At 70.8% G+C, this 20377-nt stretch carries 21 protein-coding genes; 10 read left to right on the top strand and 11 right to left on the bottom strand.

The window, feature by feature from the left end:
* Window positions 1-28: 28 nt before the first annotated feature.
* Both valS and ACZ4TR_RS24310 read right to left on the bottom strand, forming a co-directional pair.
* Window positions 29-2554 (bottom strand): valine--tRNA ligase, encoded by a 2526-nt coding sequence (valS, locus tag ACZ4TR_RS24305; RefSeq protein ID WP_465289149.1) that lies wholly within the window; start codon window positions 2552-2554, stop codon window positions 29-31.
* 9 nt (window positions 2555-2563) lie between these two features.
* Entirely contained in the window at window positions 2564-3820 is a 1257-nt protein-coding gene (locus ACZ4TR_RS24310; protein ID WP_465289150.1) for an MFS transporter, read from the bottom strand.
* 62 nt (window positions 3821-3882) lie between these two features.
* Between ACZ4TR_RS24310 and ACZ4TR_RS24315 the strand changes: the two genes are divergently transcribed.
* The 3 genes from ACZ4TR_RS24315 to ACZ4TR_RS24325 all read left to right on the top strand — a co-directional run bounded on the left by ACZ4TR_RS24315 (window position 3883) and on the right by ACZ4TR_RS24325 (window position 6961).
* Window positions 3883-4386 carry an ArsR/SmtB family transcription factor gene (locus ACZ4TR_RS24315; RefSeq protein ID WP_364529209.1) on the top strand — a complete coding sequence of 168 codons (504 nt, stop codon included), beginning with the start codon at window positions 3883-3885 and terminating at the stop codon, window positions 4384-4386.
* 42 nt (window positions 4387-4428) lie between these two features.
* Complete coding sequence (hflX, locus tag ACZ4TR_RS24320; protein ID WP_364529197.1) at window positions 4429-5877, top strand: GTPase HflX; 1449 nt, start codon at window positions 4429-4431, stop codon at window positions 5875-5877.
* Window positions 5878-5941: 64 nt separating this feature from the next.
* Window positions 5942-6961 (top strand): hypothetical protein, encoded by a 1020-nt coding sequence (locus ACZ4TR_RS24325; protein WP_465289151.1) that lies wholly within the window; start codon window positions 5942-5944, stop codon window positions 6959-6961.
* 242 nt (window positions 6962-7203) lie between these two features.
* On the opposite strand, the gene lexA is transcribed toward ACZ4TR_RS24325, so the two are convergent.
* Window positions 7204-7863, bottom strand: a complete 660-nt coding sequence (gene lexA / locus ACZ4TR_RS24330) for a transcriptional repressor LexA (RefSeq protein ID WP_285483414.1) — start codon at window positions 7861-7863, stop codon at window positions 7204-7206.
* Window positions 7864-8215: 352 nt separating this feature from the next.
* On the opposite strand from lexA, the gene ACZ4TR_RS24335 reads away from it, so the two are divergent.
* The 3 genes from ACZ4TR_RS24335 to ACZ4TR_RS24345 all read left to right on the top strand — a co-directional run bounded on the left by ACZ4TR_RS24335 (window position 8216) and on the right by ACZ4TR_RS24345 (window position 12492).
* The gene (locus ACZ4TR_RS24335) at window positions 8216-8686 is read left to right on the top strand and encodes a LysM peptidoglycan-binding domain-containing protein (protein ID WP_465289152.1); all 471 of its coding nucleotides are present in this window, start codon (window positions 8216-8218) and stop codon (window positions 8684-8686) included.
* 463 nt (window positions 8687-9149) lie between these two features.
* Window positions 9150-9644 (top strand): transcriptional regulator NrdR, encoded by a 495-nt coding sequence (gene nrdR, locus ACZ4TR_RS24340; protein ID WP_465289153.1) that lies wholly within the window; start codon window positions 9150-9152, stop codon window positions 9642-9644.
* A gap of 31 nt (window positions 9645-9675) precedes the next feature.
* Window positions 9676-12492, top strand: a complete 2817-nt coding sequence (locus ACZ4TR_RS24345) for a vitamin B12-dependent ribonucleotide reductase (protein ID WP_465289154.1) — start codon at window positions 9676-9678, stop codon at window positions 12490-12492.
* Between the two features lie 34 nt (window positions 12493-12526).
* Here ACZ4TR_RS24345 and ACZ4TR_RS24350 read toward each other — a convergent pair whose 3' ends face one another.
* Both ACZ4TR_RS24350 and ACZ4TR_RS24355 read right to left on the bottom strand, forming a co-directional pair.
* Complete coding sequence (locus ACZ4TR_RS24350) at window positions 12527-13318, bottom strand: isocitrate lyase/PEP mutase family protein (RefSeq protein WP_465289155.1); 792 nt, start codon at window positions 13316-13318, stop codon at window positions 12527-12529.
* A 38-nt stretch (window positions 13319-13356) separates the two neighbouring features.
* The gene (locus tag ACZ4TR_RS24355) at window positions 13357-13476 is read right to left on the bottom strand and encodes an aromatic-ring hydroxylase C-terminal domain-containing protein (protein ID WP_465289743.1); all 120 of its coding nucleotides are present in this window, start codon (window positions 13474-13476) and stop codon (window positions 13357-13359) included.
* A 361-nt stretch (window positions 13477-13837) separates the two neighbouring features.
* On the opposite strand from ACZ4TR_RS24355, the gene ACZ4TR_RS24360 reads away from it, so the two are divergent.
* Window positions 13838-13999 (top strand): hypothetical protein, encoded by a 162-nt coding sequence (locus ACZ4TR_RS24360; RefSeq protein WP_465289156.1) that lies wholly within the window; start codon window positions 13838-13840, stop codon window positions 13997-13999.
* 4 nt (window positions 14000-14003) lie between these two features.
* Here ACZ4TR_RS24360 and ACZ4TR_RS24365 read toward each other — a convergent pair whose 3' ends face one another.
* Genes ACZ4TR_RS24365 through ACZ4TR_RS24380 form a run of 4 tightly spaced genes read right to left on the bottom strand, consistent with a single transcriptional unit; the run spans window position 14004 to window position 15889 of the window.
* A complete protein-coding gene (locus ACZ4TR_RS24365; protein WP_465289745.1) occupies window positions 14004-14825 on the bottom strand; it encodes an MFS transporter in 822 nt (273 codons plus the stop codon).
* Window positions 14780-15409 carry an MFS transporter gene (locus ACZ4TR_RS24370; protein ID WP_465289157.1) on the bottom strand — a complete coding sequence of 210 codons (630 nt, stop codon included), beginning with the start codon at window positions 15407-15409 and terminating at the stop codon, window positions 14780-14782. Before ACZ4TR_RS24370 ends, ACZ4TR_RS24365 begins: the two co-directional genes overlap by 46 nt.
* A 1-nt stretch (window position 15410) precedes the next feature.
* Window positions 15411-15737: a VOC family protein gene (locus ACZ4TR_RS24375; protein ID WP_465289158.1), complete on the bottom strand. Its 327-nt coding sequence runs from the start codon at window positions 15735-15737 to the stop codon at window positions 15411-15413.
* Window positions 15737-15889, bottom strand: coding sequence for a ribbon-helix-helix domain-containing protein (locus ACZ4TR_RS24380; protein WP_465289159.1), 153 nt, complete (start codon window positions 15887-15889; stop codon window positions 15737-15739). The genes ACZ4TR_RS24375 and ACZ4TR_RS24380 overlap by 1 nt, the downstream gene beginning before the upstream one ends.
* A gap of 100 nt (window positions 15890-15989) precedes the next feature.
* Here ACZ4TR_RS24380 and ACZ4TR_RS24385 point away from each other — a divergent pair, with 100 nt between their 5' ends.
* A complete protein-coding gene (locus ACZ4TR_RS24385) occupies window positions 15990-16724 on the top strand; it encodes a ferritin-like domain-containing protein (protein WP_465289160.1) in 735 nt (244 codons plus the stop codon).
* On the opposite strand, the gene ACZ4TR_RS24390 is transcribed toward ACZ4TR_RS24385, so the two are convergent.
* Window positions 16721-17260 (bottom strand): TetR/AcrR family transcriptional regulator, encoded by a 540-nt coding sequence (locus ACZ4TR_RS24390; RefSeq protein WP_364521189.1) that lies wholly within the window; start codon window positions 17258-17260, stop codon window positions 16721-16723. The genes ACZ4TR_RS24385 and ACZ4TR_RS24390 overlap by 4 nt on opposite strands.
* 77 nt (window positions 17261-17337) lie before the next feature.
* Here ACZ4TR_RS24390 and ACZ4TR_RS24395 point away from each other — a divergent pair, with 77 nt between their 5' ends.
* Both ACZ4TR_RS24395 and ACZ4TR_RS24400 read left to right on the top strand, forming a co-directional pair.
* A complete protein-coding gene (locus ACZ4TR_RS24395) occupies window positions 17338-17949 on the top strand; it encodes an FMN-dependent NADH-azoreductase (RefSeq protein ID WP_465289161.1) in 612 nt (203 codons plus the stop codon).
* On the top strand, window positions 17949-18263 hold the full coding sequence (locus tag ACZ4TR_RS24400; protein ID WP_465289162.1) for a DMT family transporter: 315 nt from the start codon (window positions 17949-17951) through the stop codon (window positions 18261-18263). The genes ACZ4TR_RS24395 and ACZ4TR_RS24400 overlap by 1 nt, the downstream gene beginning before the upstream one ends.
* Here ACZ4TR_RS24400 and ACZ4TR_RS24405 read toward each other — a convergent pair.
* Complete coding sequence (locus ACZ4TR_RS24405) at window positions 18253-20265, bottom strand: prolyl oligopeptidase family serine peptidase (RefSeq protein ID WP_465289163.1); 2013 nt, start codon at window positions 20263-20265, stop codon at window positions 18253-18255. The two genes, ACZ4TR_RS24400 and ACZ4TR_RS24405, sit on opposite strands and share 11 nt — an antisense overlap.
* Between the last annotated feature and the right edge of the window lie 112 nt (window positions 20266-20377).

A 20377-nucleotide genomic window follows, 5' to 3' on the forward strand; every position in this document is an offset into this window, starting at 1 on the left:
CTGACGCACCCAAGGCCACATTGGGGCGCTAGGCCGGGGCGCCGACCTTCGCTTGGAGCGCGAAGTCGCCTTCCCGTGTCTCCACCGAAGCGATCGTCCCGGCGACGCGGATGTCCGGCTCGATCGCCGTGAACCGCGCCAGCACCTCGGGCGGGCCGGTCACCGTCAGCGTCTCCACCGCCGAGCGCATCGACACCTTCGCGTCCGTCTTCGCCCGGCGCACCGCCGCGATCACCTCGCCCGCCAGCGTCAGCAGCTCCGGATCACCGTCGGACGCCGCCACCGTGGGCCAGGAAGCCCGGTGCACCGATCCCCGCTGCCACCACGACCAGACCTCCTCGGTCGCGAACGGCAGGAACGGCGCGAACAGCCGCAGCACCGCCGACAACGCCGTCACCAGCGCCGCCTGGGCCGACGAAGCTCCTTCGGGACCGCTGTCGCCGTACGCGCGGCCCTTCACCAGCTCGACGTAGTCGTCGCAGAACGTCCAGAAGAACGTCTCCGTCACCTGCAGCGCCCGCGCGTAGTCCAGCGCCTCCAACGCCGCCGTCGCCTGCTCGACGACGACGGCCAGCGACGCCAGCAGCGCCTGATCCAGTGGCTCGATCGCCACGGCAGACGGAGACGGCACACCGAGGCCCAGCACGAACCGGCTCGCGTTGAGCAGCTTCGTCGCCAGCCGGCGGCCGACCTTCATCTGGCCTTCGTCCACCGCCGTGTCGACGCCGGGGCGCGCGCTCGCCGCCCAGTAGCGGACCGCGTCCGAGCCGAAGCGCTCCAGCAGGTCCACCGGCGTCGTCACGTTGCCCTTGGACTTCGACATCTTCTTGCGGTCCGGGTCGAGCACCCAGCCCGCGATCGACGCCTCCCGCCACGGCAGCACGCCGTGCTCCAGCTCCGCGCGCACCGCCGTCGAGAACAGCCAGGTGCGGATGATCTCGTGCGCCTGCGGCCGCAGGTCCATCGGGAAAACCCGCTCGAACAGGTCGTCGTCGAGGCTCCACCGGCCGACGATCTGCGGCGTGAGCGACGACGTCGCCCACGTGTCCATCACGTCGGCTTCGGCGACGAACCCACCCGGGACACCTCGCTGTTCTTCGCTGAAGCCGGGCGGGACGTCGCTGCTCGGGTCGACCGGCAAGTCGTCCGGCAGCAGCCGCGCGTCGTAGTCCGGCTCGCCGTGCGCGTCGAGCCGGTACCACAACGGGATCGGCACGCCGAAGAACCGCTGACGGCTGACCAGCCAGTCGCCGGCCAGGTTCTCGACCCACGACGAATAGCGCACCTTCATGTGCTTCGGCACCCAGTTCAGTTCCTCGCCCCGGGCCAGCATGCGCGCCCGGAACGCCTCGTCGTTCCCGCCGTTGCGCAGGTACCACTGCCGGCTCGCGACGATCTCCAAGGGCTTGTCGCCCTTTTCGTAGAACTTCACCGAGTGCGTGATCGGCCGCGGGTCTCCGTGCAGGGCACCGCCTTCGCGCAGCAGGCGGACCATGATCTCGCGTCCCGTGTGGACAGTCTTGCCCACCAGCGGCGCATACGCCTCGGCCGACACGCCGTGCGGCGCGTCGGGCAGGAACCGGCCGTCGCGGCCCAGTACCACCCGCGTCGCCAAGCGCAGCTCCCGCCACCATGTGACGTCGGTGGTGTCGCCGAAGGTGCACACCATCGCGATGCCGCGGCACTTCTCCGGATCCGCCAGGTGGTGCGCCACCACAGGCACCTCGACGCCGAACACCGGCGTCCGCACCGTTTTCCCGAAGAGTGGCTTGAACCGCTCGTCGTCCGGGTGCGCGACCAGCGCGACGCACGCGGGCAGCAGCTCCGGCCGCGTCGTCGCGATCACGACGTCGGCGCCGTCGGGACCGGTGAACGCGAGGTCGTGGAACGCGCCCGGGCGTTCGCGGTCTTCCAGCTCGGCCTGCGCCACCGCCGTCCGGAAGGTGACGTCCCAGAGCGTCGGCGCTTCGGCCTGGTAGGCCTCGCCGCGGGCGAGGTTGCGCAGGAACGCGCGCTGTGAGATCAGCCGCGAGTCGTGCCCGATCGTCTGGTAGGTCATCGTCCAGTCGACCGACAGCCCGAGCCGCCGCCACAGCTCCTCGAAGACCTTCTCGTCGGTCTCGGTCAGGGTCTCGCACAGCTCGACGAAGTTCCGGCGCGAAATCGCCACGACGTCCTTGCCCGGCTTCTCCGGCGGCCGGAAGTCCGGGTCGTAGGGCAGCGAAGGCTCGCAGCGGACGCCGAAGTGGTTCTGCACCCGGCGTTCGGTCGGCAGGCCGTTGTCGTCCCAGCCCATCGGGTAGAACACCTCGAGCCCGCGCATCCGCTTGAACCGCGCGAGGACGTCGGTGTGGGTGTAGGAGAAGACGTGCCCGATGTGCAGCGACCCGCTGACCGTCGGCGGCGGGGTGTCGATCGAGTAGACCTCGTCGCGGGTTTTCGTGCGGTCGAAGCGGTAGGCGCCGGTGGATTCCCATACGGGTACCCACTTGGCCTCCAGACCGTCGACACCGACCTTGTCCGGGACTCTCGGGCGCTCGTATGGGGTACTCATGAAGCAACTCTAGGCGGCCGGAGAACCGGCTTTCGCCTCGGTCGGCAGATCGCGCATGCGCCGCAACGGCGAGCAGACCACCCAGAGCACCGCGGCGGCTTCGCCGGTGACCGCGACCCACAGCGCGCCGCGCAGCCCGAGCCCTTCGCCGAGCGCGCCGCCCAGCAGCCCGCCGAGCGGGATCACGCCCCAGACGACGAACCGCACGCTGGCGTTCATCCGGCCGAGCAGCCGGTCCGGGCAGATCGCCTGGCGGTAGGAGACCGCCGCGACGTTGTAGATGATGATCCCGAACCAGCCGACGGCCGCGCCGAACCCGGCGAGCCCGAGCCGCCAGCCCGGCGCGGCGAGCGGGAGCAGCAGGTGGCCGGGCAACGCGCACAGCGGAACCAGCCAGATGGCCCGCGCCTGGCCGATCCGGCGGGTGAGCGCACCGGAGCAGAGCGCGCCGAGGATGCCGCCGGCGCCGCCGACCGCCAGCAGGATGCCGACCGCGGCCGGCGCCAGCCCGACGGTTCGCGTCAGGAACAGCACGTACACGGCGTTGAAGGCGCCACCGAAGAAGTTCGCCGTGCCCGTCGTGCCCACGATCGCCCGCAGTGGCTTGTCGGAGAAGACGAACCTGAGTCCTTCCCCGATCTGCGGGAGCAGCCGGGCGTGGGCGCGGCGGTCCGGCTCGGGTTCTCTCGCGCGGATGCGCAGCAGGAACAACGCCGACGTCAGGTAGCCGAGGCCGGTGATCAGCACGGTGCTGGCGGCGTTGACCAGCTGGACCAGCACACCGGCGGCGCTCGGCCCGGCGATCTGCGCGACCGACTGGACGGCCTGCAGCTTGGCGTTGCCCTCCAGCAGGTGCTCCCGGCCGACGAGCGAGGGCAGGTACGACTGGTAGGCGATGTCGAAGAACAGCGTCGCGATGCCCACGAGCAGCACGACGACCAGCAGCTGCGCGAGCGTCAGCACACCGGCCCACCAGGCGATCGGCACGCTCAGCAGCAGCGTGAAGCGCGTGAAGTCGGCGGTGAGCATGACCCGGCGGCGGCGCAGCCGGTCGACCCACACCCCGGCCGGCAGCCCCAGCAGCAGGAACGCGAGTGTTTCGGCCGCGGTCAGCAGGCCCATCTCGAACGGCGTCGCGGCCAGTGTCACGGCGGCGAGCAGCGGGACGGCGGTGTTGCCGACGAACGTGCCGAACTGGCTGGCCGTGTCGCCGGCCCACAGCCGCCTGAAGTCGGCGTGGAAGAAGAGTGATGACCCCCTGGGCATGGGATCGAGTCTGGCGCGAGTGATTGGAAAGTGTCAATCACTGTTCGCTCTAGGCTGTGCGCGTGCCTTCTGAGAAACGACGCGCCGCGACCGAAGCCGAGGCCGCCGCGCTGGCCTCCGGAATACGGCTGCGCATCATCCGGTTGACCTTCTCGGAGGCGCTGACGAACAAGGAGCTCGCCGAGCGGCTCGGGCGGGACCCGGCGACGACCCTGCACCACGTGCGCAAGCTCGTCGAAACCGGTTTCCTGGCCGCGCAGCCGCCGCGCCGCGGAGCCCGGGGCGCGAAGGAAATTCCGTATCTTTCGACGGGGCTTTCCTGGACACTCGACTCATGCGGTGATCAGGGTGTGAAACAGGCGGTGCTCGAGGCCTATCTGGCCGAGATCGCCGAAACCGGGTTCGAGGACGTGCAGCAGACGCGCCTCGTCGTCCAGGTGGCCCCTGAGGAGCGCGAAGAGCTGCAAGACCGGCTCGAATCGCTGCTCGAGGAGTTCCGCGCCCGCCCCCGCCGTCCCGGCGCGGAGCGCACCGCGATCTACCTCGCCACCTATCCCAGCACGTAAAAGTTCGGTTCCCGCGGCGAATCGTGGGAACATGGAGGCACGATGACAGAACTGACACACACCGAAGACCACGACGACGACCTGTACGACGGAGACCCGTCGACAGGCGAGATGGAGCTCGAGGACCGGGCGTCACTGCGCCGGGTCAGGGGACTGTCCACGGAGCTCGAGGACGTCACCGAGGTCGAGTACCGGCAACTGCGGCTGGAACGCGTCGTGCTGGTCGGCGTGTGGACCGAGGGCACGGCCCTGCAGTCCGAGGCGTCGCTGGCCGAGCTGGCGCGCCTGGCCGAGACGGCGGGCTCCGAAGTCCTCGAAGGCCTCATCCAGCGGCGGCCCAAGCCGGACCCGGCCACCTATATCGGCTCGGGCAAGGTCAAGGAGCTGCGGGACATCGTCGGGTCCACCGGCGCCGACACCGTGATCTGCGACGGCGAGCTCTCGCCGGGCCAGCTGCGGCAGCTCGAGGAGAAGGTCAAGGTCAAGGTCATCGACCGGACCGCCCTGATCCTCGACATCTTCGCCCAGCACGCCCGGTCCAAGGAGGGCAAGGCGCAGGTCGAGCTGGCCCAGCTGCAGTACCTGATCCCGCGCCTGCGCGGGTGGGGTGCGTCGCTGTCCCGGCAGGCCGGTGGCCGCGCGGGTGGCGCGAACGGCGGCGTGGGCCTGCGCGGTCCCGGTGAGACCAAGCTCGAGACCGACCGGCGGCGGATCAACAAGCGCGTGGCGAAGCTGCGTCGCGAGATCGCCGCCATGGACACCATCCGCGAGACCAAGCGCGGGCGGCGGCTGGCCAACGAGGTGCCCAGCGTGGCGATCGTCGGCTACACCAACGCCGGCAAGTCGAGCCTGCTCAACGCGCTGACCGGGGCCGGGGTGCTGGTGGAGGACGCGCTGTTCGCCACCCTCGACCCGACCACGCGGCGCGCGCAGACCGCGGACGGGCGCGGCTACACGCTGACCGACACCGTCGGGTTCGTGCGGCACCTGCCGCACCAGCTGGTGGACGCGTTCCGCTCGACGCTCGAAGAGGCCGCGGACGCGGATCTGCTGGTGCACGTGGTCGACGGGTCCGACCCGGCGCCGGAGGAGCAGGTCAGCGCGGTGCGCGAGGTGCTCGGCGAGATCACGCGCAAGCGCAAGGAGCCGCTCCCGCCGGAGCTGCTGGTGATCAACAAGATCGACGCGTCCGACGAGGTCAGCCTCGCCCGGCTGCGGCACGCGCTGGCCGGCTCGGTGCCGGTCTCGGCGCGGACCGGAGCGGGCATCGCGGAGCTCGTCGAGGTGATCGCCGACCGCCTGCCGCGGCCGGAGGTCACCGTCGAGGTCCTCGTGCCCTACACGCGCGGCGAGCTGGTCGCGCGAGCGCACGCGGACGGCGAAGTACTCGAAGAGGAGCACGTCGAGGACGGCACGCGCCTGCTGGTGCGGGTCCGCCCGGACTTCGCGGCGGCTTTGCGCGAGTACGAGACCAACGCCAGCCGGGCCTGAGACGTCTACATTCCAGTGTGCGATCAAGCGGATCGCACACTGGAATGTTCTCGGAGGTGGCTGGGTGCGCTGGGTGGTCGCGTTTGCGGCAGTGTCTTTGGGCGTGCTCGGTGGGCCGGTTCCGGCTTCCGCGGCTCCGGCCGCTCCGGAGCCGCTGTGCGCGATGAAGGACTCGCGGATCGGCGAGCTGTCCGGCCTGGCCTCCGACGGATCGAAGCTCTACGCGATCAACGACGGCGGCACCAAGGTCCAGGTGTTCGTGCTGGGGCGGGACTGCAAGGTCCAGAAGGTCTTCACCGACAAGACCGACCCCTTCGACGTCGAGGACCTGGCCCGGACCCCGGACGGCCGGCTGTGGCTGTCCGACACCGGGGACAACAAGAAGGGCCGGCTGACGGTCGCCCTGCTGGAGATGAGTCCCCAGGGCAAGCTCACGCTGCACCGGCTCACGTACCCGGACGGCCAGCACGACACCGAAGCGCTGATCGTGGACAAAGCGGGGACGCCGTACCTGATCACCAAGGACATCCTCGGCGAGGCCCGCGTGTACCGGCCCCAGGGACCGCTGGCCAGCCCCGGGCCGACCAACCTGGAGAAGGTCGGCACGGTGAAGATCCCGCAGACCGACACCCAGGGCGGCCCGGTGGGCTCGTTCGGCTCGGTGCTCGTGACGGGCGGCGCGACGTCGGCGGACGGAACCGTGGTGGCCCTGCGGACCTACACCGACGCTTACTTGTACGCGGCCCCGGACGGCGATGTGCCGGCGGCGTTGCAGCGGACGCCGATGCGGATCCCGTTGCCGGGGGAGAAGCAGGGCGAAGCGATCGCGTTCGACCCCGACGGGACTTTGTTGTCGGGCAGTGAAGGGGTCGGCGAGCCGATCCGCGCGGTGCCCGGAGCGGCGGCGTCGGCGGCCCAGTCGGCCGCGGCTTCGACGGACGGAAAGTCCGCTTCGACCGCGAACGGCGGCGGGGGATCGTCCGACGACGGGGGAGTGCCGGTCCTGCCGGCGGCGGGCATCGCGGTCGCCGTGGTGGGGCTCGGCTGGTTCGGGTTCAGCAGGCTGCGCCGCCGCCGAGGCTGACGAGTCACCGGTTCCGGCGGGGGTGGCCGTCCTTCGCGCGGTGCGGGGCGCGGCCGCTCAGGCCGCGCAGTCCTGCGCACCGCGCGAAGGAAACCTCGACCGGCGCGGCGGCGGACAGGGCCGGGCTTCCTGTCCACCCACCGCACCGCGGCCGGGTTGGCTCCCGATCTCGGCTCCCCACGGCCGAAGATCATCCGATCCGGTGAACCTCTCAGGCCGTGCGATAGCCCGCGAGACACCCCTCAAAGACGTCGCAGGACCGCCACGACCTTGCCGAGCACCGTCGCGTCGTCGCCGGGGATCGGGTCGTACGCCTCGTTGTGCGGCATCAGCCAGATGTGGCCGCCCTTGCGCTTGAACGTCTTGACCGTCGCTTCGCCGTCGATCATCGCCGCGACGATCTCGCCGTTGTCCGCGTCCGGCTGCTGCCGGACCACGACCCAGTCGCCGTCGGTGATGGCCGCGTCGATCATCGAGTCACCGGTGACCTTCAGCAGGAACAGCTCGCCCTCGCCGACGATCTCCCGCGGTAGCGGGAACACGTCCTCGATGGCCTGCTCGGCCAGCACCGGGCCACCCGCGGCGATCCGGCCGACCAGCGGCACGTACGCCGCCTTCGGCATGACCGGCTGCTGGTCCATCTCGATGCCCATGGGGTTGTCGTCGGTCGCCGAGAGCACACCGACCGCGCGGGGACGGTTCGCGTCCCGGCGCAGGTAACCCTTGCGCTGCAGGGCTCGCAGCTGGTGCGAGACCGACGACGTCGACGTCAGCCCGACCGCCTCGCCGATTTCGCGGACGCTCGGCGGGTAGCCGAACCGGCTCACCCACGAGCGGATCACGTCGAGCACCTGCTGCTGGCGGACGGTGAGGGTCTCGTCGACGTCGTACACCTCCGGCATGGAGTGCACACCGCCTCCGGGGGACCCACTGGTCCTGCCCGCCTTGTTCTCCTTCGCCACTGCGTCGCCTCCCAGACGTTCCTGCACGTATCGCACGCCGGCCGCCGCCCGCGGGTGCGGGCAGCCTCGCCGGCGGCATCTGCCCGGCAGATGCCCTGGTCACCGACGTTAGCCCCCGGGCACGACGATTTCAAACATCTGTTCGATCGACACGCCGTGTCCGCTCGATTTTGTCGGTGGTAGGTGGTAGACCTTCGCACGGGCGTTCGATAGAACGCCTGTTCGACCTTGATCCACGGGCCGGCACCGGCCCCGGAAAACGGGCGGACACCAGGGTTTCGAGGAGGTTCGGATGTCCATTCTGGCCGAACGCGGGCACGCCCGCCCGGCGACCCCGGTCCCGGCGCCACCCCGGCCCGTCCGCGTCCTGCGCGGGCGCCGCGGCGAGGTCCAGCGCCCGCCGACCCGTGCGCGGGTCGTCGCGGGCCGCCGTCCGGCCGGTGCCCCGTGCGCGGCGCCCCGCCGGGTGCCGGTGCGGTGGCCGTGGCTGGCCGCGCTCGCCGTCGCGAGCTGCCTCGTGGTCACCGGGCTGGGACTCTTCGGCGGCGGCGCCGCCGCGAACGCCCCGGTCCCGGAGCGGACCGCGACGGTGTCGGTCGGCCAGGGCGACACCCTTTCTTCGCTGGCCGCGCGGTTCGCGCCGGACAGCGACGCGAGCGCGGTCGTCGCCCGGATCAAGGAGCTCAACCGCCTGGACGAGGCCGTCCTGGTGGCCGGACTGCCGCTCACGGTCCCGGTCGCCGACGCCGTTCCCGCGCCGTGACGCCGCCTCGCCGATGACGTCCCGGCGAAAATCACCCGCTCCGGTGAAACCGCCGATCGCCCGGGAAGCGGTGTCCCGCCGCGCTCGCGCGCCGGTCCCCGCGGTGCTCGGCACTGCTCCACCAGGGTGACGCCGCCCCGGCTGCCGCGCCGCGGCGGTCCGGCCCCGGGCGGAGCGCGGCCCGGCCTTCGCGTGCCGGCCGCCCGGACCTCACCCGGGCGGGTCCCGCACCGGCCGTGCCGCTTGCGCCCGCCCCCTTCGAGTTCTACGCTCGCCCGCTATATGTAGTAGTTACACCGCTGTAGTTGGTCCACAGGTTGGGGTAGACTGGGCAGCAGTTGTCCACAGCTGGTCGGCGTTTACCCACCGGATGTCCACAAAACGATCACCAGGTGCAGGGGTGCATGGTGGCCGCGGGGACGTCGACCGGGGCGGCCGGCGATGAGGGGAAGGTGATCGGCGGATGAGGTGCCCGTTCTGCCGGCATGCGGACTCCCGGGTCGTCGACTCCCGAGAGGTGGATGAAGGCCAGGCGATCCGCAGGCGGCGCTCGTGCGCGTCCTGCGGACGGCGGTTCACGACGTCGGAGACGATGGTGCTCGCCGTCGTCAAGCGGTCCGGGGTCACCGAACAGTTCAGCCGGGACAAGGTCGTGAGCGGCGTCCGCCGCGCCTGCCAGGGCAGGCCGGTCGACGACGACGCGCTGCAGCAGCTCGCGCAGCGCGTGGAGGAGTCGATCCGCTCCGCCGGCTTGGCGGAGATCCCGAGTCACGAGGTCGGCCTGGCCATCCTGGGCCCGCTGCGTGAGCTCGACGGGGTCGCCTACCTCCGGTTCGCCAGTGTCTACCGCTCCTTCTCCTCGGTCGAAGACTTCGAGAAGGAGATAGCCGATCTTCGTGAGGCCATGGCGGGTTCTGCTGCCCCGGAGGACAGCGATCAGCGCGAAGACGGCGATTGACCGTCCCGCTGCGGGAGTGAGGGTTCGACCGATGACCGAAACCGTGGGAACCGGGGCCGGCACGGCCGCCGGCAAGAAGAGCAAGGCGGCCGGCGGGCTGAGCGTGAAGCGCGTCTTCACCACCGAGGGGAAGCACCCTTACGACCAGGTGACCTGGGAACAGCGCGACGTCGTGATGACGAACTGGCGCGACGGCTCGGTCAACTTCGAACAGCGCGGCGTGGAGTTCCCGTCGTCCTGGTCGGTCAACGCCACCAACATCGTCACCAGCAAGTACTTCCGCGGCGCCGTCGGCAGCCCGCAGCGCGAGCGCAGCCTCAAGCAGCTGATCGACCGAGTGGTGAAGACCTACGTCAAGGCCGCGGGCGACCACGGCTACTTCGCCACACCGCAGGACCTCGAGATCTTCGAGCACGAGCTCACCTGGATGCTGCTGCACCAGGTCTTCAGCTTCAACTCCCCGGTCTGGTTCAACGTCGGAACGTCGTCCAAACAGCAAGTCTCGGCGTGCTTCATCCTCGCCGTCGACGACACGATGGAGTCGATCCTCAACTGGTACCGCGAAGAGGGCCTGATCTTCAAGGGCGGCTCCGGCGCCGGCCTGAACCTCTCCCGCATCCGCTCCTCGAAGGAGCTGCTGACCTCCGGTGGCACCGCGTCCGGCCCGGTCTCGTTCATGCGCGGCGCCGACGCGTCCGCGGGCACCATCAAGTCCGGTGGCGCCACCCGGCGCGCGGCGAAGATGGTCGTGCTCGACATCGACCACCCGGACATCGAGGAGTTCGTCCAGACGAAGGCGCGCGAAGAGGAGAAGATCAAGGTCCTGCGCGACGCCGGGTTCGACATGGACCTCTCCGGCGCGGACATCTCCTCGGTGCAGTACCAGAACGCGAACAACTCGGTCCGCGTGTCCGACGAGTTCATGCAGGCGGTCGAGAACGGCACCGAGTTCGGCCTGCGCGCCCGGCTCACCGGCGAGGTGATCGAGCGGACCGACGCGAAGAAGCTGTTCCGCAGCGTCGCCCAGGCCGCGTGGGAGTGCGCCGACCCCGGCATCCAGTACGACGGCACGATCAACGACTGGCACACCTGCCCGGAGTCCGGCCGGATCACCGCGTCGAACCCGTGCAGCGAGTACATGCACCTCGACAACTCGAGCTGCAACCTCGCCTCGCTGAACCTGCTCAAGTTCGTCACGCCCGAGGGCACGTTCGACGCGCCGCTGTTCGCGCGCGCCGTCGAGTTCGTGATCACGGCGATGGACGTCTCGATCTGCTTCGCGGACTTCCCGACCGAGCCGATCGCCGACACGACGCGGAAGTTCCGCCAGCTCGGCATCGGCTACGCGAACCTGGGCGCGCTGCTGATGGCGCTGGGCCACGCGTACGACTCCGACGGTGGCCGCGCGCTCGCGGCGGCGATCACGTCGCTGATGACCGGTGTGTCGTACCGGCGTTCGGCCGAGATGGCCCAGGCGGTCGGCGCGTACGAGGGCTACGCGCGCAACGCCGAATCGCACCAGCGCGTGATGCGCAAGCACGCGGCGGCGAACGAGCTCGTCCGCACCTACCACGCCAACGACGCCGCGGTCCGCGCGCTGGCGACGGAGGAGTGGAAGAAGGGCATCGACATCGGCGCGAAGCACGGCTGGCGCAACGCGCAGGCGTCGGTGCTCGCGCCCACCGGCACCATCGGCTTCATGATGGACTGCGACACCACCGGGATCGAGCCGGACTTCTCGCTGGTGAAGTTCAAGAAGCTCGTCGGCGGCGGCTCGATGCAGATCGTCAACCAGACGGTGCCGCGCGCGCTGACCGCGCTCGGCTACCAGGATGAGCAGGTCGAGGCGATCGTCGAGTACGTGGCGCAGAACGGCCACGTCGTCGACGCGCCGGGGCTGCGTCCCGAGCACTACGAGGTGTTCGACTGTGCGGTCGGCGAACGCTCGATCGCGCCGATGGGCCACGTCCGGATGATGGCCGCGGTGCAGCCGTTCCTCTCCGGTGCCATCTCGAAGACGGTCAACATGCCGGAGTCGGCGACGGTCGAAGAGGTCGAGGAGATCTACTTCCAGGGCTGGAAGCTCGGGCTCAAGGCCCTCGCGATCTACCGCGACAACTGCAAGGTCGGCCAGCCGCTGTCGACGGCCAAGAAGGACAAGGCCGTGGCGGAGCCGGAGAAGGTCGTCGAGTACCGGCCGGTGCGCAAGCGCCTGCCGAAGAAGCGCCCGAGCCAGACGGTGTCGTTCACCGTCGGCGGCGCGGAGGGCTACCTGACGGCGGGTTCGTACCCGGACGACGGCCTCGGCGAGATCTTCGTCAAGCTGGGCAAGCAGGGCTCGACCCTGGCCGGCGTGATGGACGCGTTCTCGATGTCGATCTCGGTCGGCCTGCAGCACGGCATCCCGCTCGAGTTCTACGTCTCGAAGTTCTCGAACCTGCGCTTCGAGCCGGCGGGCATGACCGACGACCCGGACATCCGGATCGCGACGAGCGTGATGGACTACCTGTTCCGCCGCCTGGCGCTGGACTACCTGCCGTACGAGAAGCGTTCGCAGCTGGGCATCCTGTCCGCGGACGAGCGCTCGGCGGAGGTGGAGGCCACCTACGGCGGCGGCGCGGGCGTCGACCTCGAAGCGCTGAGCTCCACGGTGGACTCCTCGCCCGAGCCGCACGCGGACGAACCGGAGCACCCGCACCGCGAAGCCCAGACGACGACGGAGCTGATGGAGCTGCGCCTCGGCAAGGCGGCGGACGCCCCGCTGTGCATGACGTGCGGAACGAAGATGCGCCCGGCAGGCTCGTGCTACGCGTGCGAGGGCTGCGGCGCGACGTCCGGGTGTAGCTGACGGCCGAGGCTGACCCGGGTGCGTGCCACCCGGGTCAGCCGAACGCCTGCTGCAGATCGGAAACCGGCGGCAGGTCGCCGACGAAGCCGAACCGGCCCGCGCGCATCTCCCGAGCACCGTCCATGAAGGACTTCAACGCGAGCCGGGACAGCGCCGCGCCGATGCTGACGCGGCGGACGCCGATCGCGGCCAGCTGCTCGAGGGTGATCGCCGGGTCCGCGAACCCCATCACGACGTTGACCGGCTTGTCCACCGACGACACCACCGCGCGCATCTCGTCGAGCGTCCGCAACCCCGGCGCGTACAGCACGTCGGCGCCCGCTTCGCCGAATGCCTGCAGGCGCTTGATCGTGTCGGCGAAGTCGTACGCGCCCCACAGCTGGTTCTCGGTGCGGGCCGTCAGCACCACCGAGCGCGCCCGGGCCGTCTCCACCGCCGCGCGGACCCGGTCGACCGCCAAGCCGAAGTCGTAGATCGGGCTGTCCGGGTCGCTCGACTGGTCCTCGATCGACGCGCCCACCGCGCCCGCGTCGGCCGCCGCGTCGATCATCTTCGCGGCTTCGGCCGGGTCGTCGGCGAAGCCGTTCTCGAGATCGGCGTTGACCGGCAGGGGCGTCGCCTCGGCGATCTCCCGGACGTTGGTCAGGACCTCCGCCCGGGTCGCGCGGGTCCGGCCCACCGCGTTGGCCACGCCGAGGCTCGTCGTGGCCAGGGCGTCGAAGCCGAGACCGGCGAGCAGCCGGGCCGTGCCGGCGTCCCACGGGTTCGGCAGCAGGAAGGGCTCGGGCCGCTCGTGCAGCGCCCGGAACTCGTCGGCGGTCGTCATGCGTCCACCTTCCTCCGCGGACGGCCGGCGGACAACGGTCAGCGGGCGAGGACGCGCGCCACCGCCCCGGCGAGCTCGTCCGGCCGTCCGCGCCAGGCGATGAAGTGGTCCGGGCGCACCAGCACCGCGCCGCCGTCCGAGGTCTCCGTGGCGCGCAGCCTTCGTCGTCCTCGACGACGTGGACGTCGAAATCACCCGTCCGTGGCCAGTCGCCGCCCGGCCCGGTCAGCAGTGTGAGCTTCCGCCCGACCAGGTCCGAAGTAGACAGATTGTCGGCGAGCCAGGCGTGGGGGAGCCGTGACCCGGGTGATCCGTCGAGCACGACGTCCTCGGTGGACGGCAGTCCGGGCCGCGCGCCGAGCACTGCGGCCGAGTCGTAGCGGTCGCGAGCCGCGACGACCTGCTGGACCTGATGATCGACGAGGTCAAGGGCGCCGAGGACACCGAACTCACCGGGGACTGGCGCGCGGACCTGGCGAGCGTCGCCCGGCAGGTCCGCGCGACGCTGCTGCGGCACCCGTGGCTGAGCGGCGAGATCCCGGCCGCCCGGCGCTGGGAGCGAATTCGCTGCGCCGCCACGGCGGCCCGCTGGGGGGCGACATCACGTTCGTCGCGGAGGAGGTGTTCGAGTTCGGCCTGGGCTGCGTGCTGGACGGCATCGCGGCCTGCTCGCCGCGCTGAGGCTTCAGCCCGCGGCGGGCACTCGGCGGCCGCGGATCGCGGACAGGACCGCGGCGGCGAGCATGATCACCGTCAAGGTGTAGAAGGCCGTGCTCAGCCCTTCGGTGAACACCGTCGCGAGTGGACCGTCCAGGGCCGCCGAGCCGACGAAGATCGCGAACGCCGTGCCGCGCGGGATCGCCTGGGCCGCCACCAGGATCGCCGTGGTGAACGAGAACACCATGCCGATGCTCGCGAACGTCCGCAGCACGCCCGAAGCGATCCCCAGCCGCTCGGGCGGGCAGGCCTTCATCACCGCCGAACTGTTGGCGGGGTAGAAGAAGCTGCCGCCGATCATGATCACGACATTGCCGAGCGCGGGCAGCCACAGGCTGCTGGTCGTGGTCATCCGGGCGAAGAGCACGAGTGCCACGACCGAAAGACCCAGCCCGGCGGTCGCGGGGAGCACCGGGCCGAGGCGGTCGGCGAGCCGTCCCGCGTACGGCCCCGCCGCCGCGCCCAGCACGTACCCCGGCAGGAGCAGCAGCGACGCGTCGATCGGGCTCAGGCCGCGCGGGCCCTGCAGGTACATGATCACCAGGAACAGCACCGCGAAGCTGCCGAGCCCCTGCAGCAGCGACGCCAGCAGCGACGGCGCGACCGCGGGGATCCGGAACAGCGACAGGTCCACCGTCGGGTCCGGGTGCCGCAGCTCGACGACCACGAAGACGCCGAGCAGCACCAGGCCGCCGGTCAGGTAGGCGAGGTGCGTCCAGCGCGGCGGTTCCGCGGCCAGCGACGTCATCGCCCACGAGATCCCGAACAGGCCCAGGCCGAGGGTGACCATGCCGGCGACGTCCAGCCGGCGGCGGTTCCGCCCGCCGCGGTCGTGCAGGACGCGCCCGGCCAGCACGAGCGCGGCCACGCGATCGGCAGGTTGATCCAGAAGATCCAGCGCCACGACACCGACGTCACGATGACGCCGCCGAGCAGTACGCCGACCACCGAGCCGACGGAGTAGCCGAGGGCGTTGAAGCCGTAGGCGCGGCCGCGCTCGGCCGGTGGGTACAGCTCGGAGATGATCGCGCCGCTGTTGGCCGCGATGAGTGCCGCGCCGAGGCCCTGCAGCAGCCGGAACGCGATGATCGTCGCCGCGTCCCAGGCCAGCGCGCACAGCACCGAGCCGGCGACGAACACCGCGAACCCGGCCCGGTACATCCGCACGCGGCCGAAGAGGTCGCCGAGCCGCCCCAGCTGCGTCGCGAGGACCGTGACGACCAGCAGGTAGCCGACGACCACCCAGGTGACCGCGGCGAGCGAGATGCCGAGGTCGTCCTGGATGGCGGGCAGCGCGAGCACGACGATGGTGCCGTCGACGGCCGCGATGAGCACGCCGATCATCACGACGAGCATCCCCAGCGAGCGTCGCACGTCAGCTCCCGGCCTGGAGGATCCATTCCCGCCCGTCCGGATCCCGGACGGTCATCTCGCGGGTCCCGAAGTGGGTGTCTTCGAACGGGGAGACGACCTCGACGTCGGGCGTCGCGTCGCCGGGGGTCTTGAGCACGAGCCGCATCCCGGTCGGCCGGCTTTCGGGGACCTCGGCGATGAACAGGTACGGCCCGTCGCCGTTGCGCAGCAGCCCCGAGTTGTGATCGGTCGCGAAGTCGATTTCGTAGCCGAGGGCCTGGAAGAACTTGGCCGTCTTCCCCCAGTTGTGCGTTTCGAGGTACACGGCGTCGATCCCGCTGGTGGTCATCACTTTTCTCCTTCGGTGGCGAGGTATTGGCGAAGCGCCTCGGTGACCAGCGCCGACAGCGACTGCCCGGTGTCGACGGCGTGGTGCTTGACCTCCCGGATCAGGTCGACCGGGAGGTACACGTTGAACTGCTTGACGTCCTTGTCCGCCATGACAGGATGCTAGCATCCTAACTTGGTAGCCGTCGACCTTCACCGGATCTCCACCGGAACCGCTCGGGAAATCCACGGCCGCACGGCAGGATCGGGCCCGATGAACTGGCTACGGGAATTCGAAGAGGAAGCCGAACGCCGACGCCGTCGCGAGGACCCGCCCTGGGCGCGCGGGGCCCGGCTGCATCCCGACGTCGCCAAGAGCGTGCAACGGTTCCAGGTCGGCGAAGCCGGGGACGGCGCCAACCTCATCGCGAAGGCCGGTGGCGGCGACTACCTCGCCGCCGTCGAGCTGTTCGTCGCCGAGGAGCAGAACCACGCGCGGATGCTCGCCGAACTCCTCCGAGCAGCTGAAGTGCCCACCATCGCGACGCACTGGTCCGACACCGTGTTCGTCCGGCTGCGGCGGGCGCTCGGGCTGCGGCTGGAACTGATGGTGCTGCTCATCGCCGAGGTCGTCGCGCTGCGGTACTACCGCGCCCTGCGCGACGGCGCCGGCGACCCGCTCGTCACGCAGGTCGCCGCCCGGATCCTCGCCGACGAGGAACGGCACGTGCCCTTCCACTGCCACCGGCTGCGGATCGGGTTCGCGGGCTTTTCCAAGCCGGCGCGCGCCGCGGTGTTCGGGGCCTGGCGGGTGCTGCTGCTCGGCGTCGCGGTGACGGTCGCCGCCGACCACGGGCCGGCGCTGCACCGGCTCGGCGTCGGACGGCTCGTCTTCGTCGCCGACGTCCTCACCGCCTTCGAAGCCGCCCTCGCGCTGATCCGCGGTGAGGAACCGAAAGCGAAGCCGAGGTACACGCCGAAGCGGGCCCGGCCACGCGGGCTCGTCTAAAGAAGCCCGGCCAGCTCCCGCAGCGACGCCGTGATGCGCTCCGGCGTCACGCCCCGCGCCCGCTGGTGCAGGTACAGCTCGGGCGCGAGGGGTGCCAGCAGGACGTCGGCCAGCACGTCGGGGTCAGGGGTGCCTGAAGCCAGGATCCGGACGTGCGTGCGCCAGAAGCCGTACGCGCCCGTCGTGAAGCGGGAGTGACCGACCTCCGTGCCCAGCACCAGGTGCGCGTGCCGCTCCAGCAGGTCCACCATCGCCGCGTAGAACGCCGCCAGCCGCTCGGCCGGCGGGGCGCCCGGGCCCAGTGGCGGGTCGCCGCGCAGCAGGGACTCCTGCAGTCGGCGTTCGTGCTCGTCCAGGAGAGCGACGGCGATCGCCGCGCGGTCCGGGTAGCGGCGGTAGAGCGTGCCGCGGCCGACGCCGGCCGCGCGGGCGATGTCCTCCATCGTCACGTCGGCCGCGCCGTGGGCGGTGAACAGCTCGTCGGCGGCCGCGAGGATCTTCGCGCGGTTGCGGGCCGCGTCGGCGCGTTCGGGCATGGCGGCAGCCTAGGGAATAAGCGGACGGGGCGTCCAGTTGACCTCAAGTGGACATCGTGTCCACTTGAGGAGGAACCGTGAGCCACCTGCTGCACCTCGACTCCAGTGCCCGCCGCACGTCGTTCACCCGCGAGCTGTCCGCTCGCTACGCCGCGAACTGGACCGGCACCCGCACCTACCGCGACCTCGCCGCCGACCCGGTTCCGGTGATCGGCGAGGCGTGGACCGAGATCTGCGACGCCCTGCTCACCGCGGGGATCACCGATCCCGCGCACTACGCCGACGTCGTCGAAACGCCTGCGCAAAAGCAGGCCTGGGCGATCGTCGAACCGCTGCTGGCCGAACTGCTCGAGGCCGACGTCGTCCTGATCGGCGCGCCGATGTACAACTTCTCGATCCCGGCCGCGCTCAAGACGTGGATCGACCAGGTGACGTTCCCGCGGATGTCCCTGCGCGGCAAGGCCTTCGTCATCGCCGGCGCCCGCGGCGGGACGTACGCGCCGGGGACGCCGCGAGCGCCGTTCGACCACCACGAGCGCTACCTGCGGGACTTCATCGCCGGGCACTACGACGTCGACGACGTCCGGTTCGTGCACGCCGAGCTGACCAACGCGCTGGTCGACCCGCACCTGGCCGCGCGCGAAGGCGAGCGGATCGCTTCGCGCGAAGCGGCCCTGAAGGCGCTCTGATGGGCTGGGTGACGCTCGTCTTCGCCGGACTCGTCGAGATCGCCTGGTCCCAGAGCATCAAACCGACGGAGAATTTCACGAAGCCGTGGCCGACACTGTTGTGCTTCGTGCTCGGCGCCGCCGCCGTCTACCTGCTTTCGCGGGCGATGGACACCGTCCCGGTGGGTACCGCCTACGCGGTGTTCACCGGGATCGGCGCCGTCGGCGCGATCGTGCTCGGCGTCGTCGTGACCAAGGACCCGCTGAGCGTCGGCCGGATGGCCGCGCTGGCCCTGATCGTCGGCGGCGTCGTGCTCGCCCGCGTCACTTCGTGAGCTGTTCCCACAGAAACTCGAAGACCAGCGCCCACTTGAACGCCAGCTGCTCGTTGTCGGCCGCGGCGCCGTGGCCGCCTTCGATGTTTTCGTGGTAGCGGACGTCGTGCCCCTGCTCACGCATGCGCGCCACCATCTTGCGGGCGTGGGCGGGGTGCACGCGGTCGTCGCGCGTCGACGTCACGAACAGCGACGGCGGGTACGCGCGTCCACTGTGGACGTTCTGGTACGGCGAGTACTTCGAGATGTACTCCCATTCCGCGCCTTCGTCCGGGTCGCCGTACTCGGCCATCCACGACGCGCCCGCCAGCAGCAGGTGGTAGCGGCGCATGTCGAGCAGCGGCACCTGGCTGACGATCGCGCCGAACCGCTCCGGGTAGCGCGTCAGCATGACGCCCATCAGCAGGCCGCCGTTGCTGCCGCCCTGGATGCCGAGCTTGTCCGGTGTCGTGATGCCGCGCTCGACCAGGTCCGCGGCTACGGCGGCGAAGTCCTCGTACACGCGGTGCCGGCGCGCCTTGATCGCCTGCGTGTGCCAGCTCGGCCCGTACTCGCCGCCGCCGCGGATGTTCGCGACGACGTACGTGCCGCCGCGCGCGAGCCAGCCGCGGCCGATCATCCCGCTGTAGGACGGCGTCAGCGAGACCTCGAAGCCGCCGTAACCGGTCAGCAGCGTCGGCCCGCCTTCGGCGCCGGACGGCCGGACGACGAAGTACGGGACCTTCGTGCCGTCCTCCGACGTCGCGAAGTACTGCGCGACGCTCATGCCCGAAGCGTCGAAGAACGCCGGCGCTTGTTTCAGCACTTCGACCTCTTCGCCGACGTGGCCGTAGCTCAACGTCGACGGCTGGAGGAACCCGCTGGAGTTGATCAGGTACTCGTCGCTGACGTCGGGATCGGTGTCGAAGATGTCCGCGCTGCCGAACTCCGGCCCGCCGGAGAGGGGCTCCTCGGCCCAGCCGTCCGGGCCCGGCGTGAGCGTGCGCAGCTCGGTGCGGACGTCGCGCAGCAGGCCGAGCAGCAGGTGGTGGCGCGTCCAGGCCCAGTAGTCGAGCGAGGTGTGCTCGTCGGGGGTGAACAGCGTGGTGAACGCCCGGTCGCCGCCCATGAAGTCGTCGAACCGGATGCCGATCAGCGACCCCGCCGGGTGCTCCGCGCCCTCGACGGTCCACGCCGTGCGCGGGCGCACCAGCAGCCATTCGCGGTGGACGGACGCGCTCGCGTCGTCCGGGACGTCGATCTTGACCAGCGCTTCGGGCGTCCGCAGGTACAGCTCGGAGCGGTAGAAGTCGATCGCGCGGCTGACGAAGTCGCGCTCGAAGCCTTCGGTCGGGTCGTGGGACGCGCCGATCGAGACGTCGTCGGGCTTGCCCTCGTAGACCGTCGTCGCGGCCTCGATCGGCGTGCCCCGGCGCCACTCCTTGGCCAGCCGCGGATACCCGGAGCTGGTCAGCGTGCCCTCGCCGAAGTCGGTGCCGACGTAGACGCGGTCTTCGTCGATCCAGCCGATCCGGGTCTTCGCCTCCGGCACGGTGAAGCCGCCCTCGATGAACTCGTGCGCGTCGAGGTCGAACTCGCGCACGACCGTGGCGTCCGCGCCGCCGCGGGACAGCTCGACGAGGCCGCGCCGGTAGCCCGGCCGCAGGACGGTGGCGCCCTGCCAGACCCAGTTCTCGCCCTCGGCCTCGGCCAGCGCGTCGACGTCGATCAGCAGCTCCCACTCGGGCTCGGCCCGCCGGTAGGACTCCAGCGTCGTGCGCCGCCACAGGCCGCGGGGGTGGCTCGCGTCCTGCCAGAAGTTGTAGAGGAGCTCGCCGCGGCGGCGCACGTACGGGATCCGGTCGTCGGCGTCGAGCACCTCGCGCAGCTCGGCACGCAGCTCGGCGAACCGGGCGCCGGTGGTCAGCTCGGCCAGCGTCTCGTCGTTGCGGGTGCGCACCCAGCCGAGCGCGTCATCGCCGGTCACGTCTTCCAGCCACAGGTACGGGTCCTCGACACTCATTCCGATAGTTTCGCCTGCTCGCGGTCCTGATGGCCACCGGGCGGTGTTTTCGTTTCGTGATCCACCCCTCTTCGGGCGTCCGTATGCTGGTGCCACTGAGCAGGGGGAGAAC

The organism is Amycolatopsis sp. NPDC028719, from assembly GCF_055565395.1.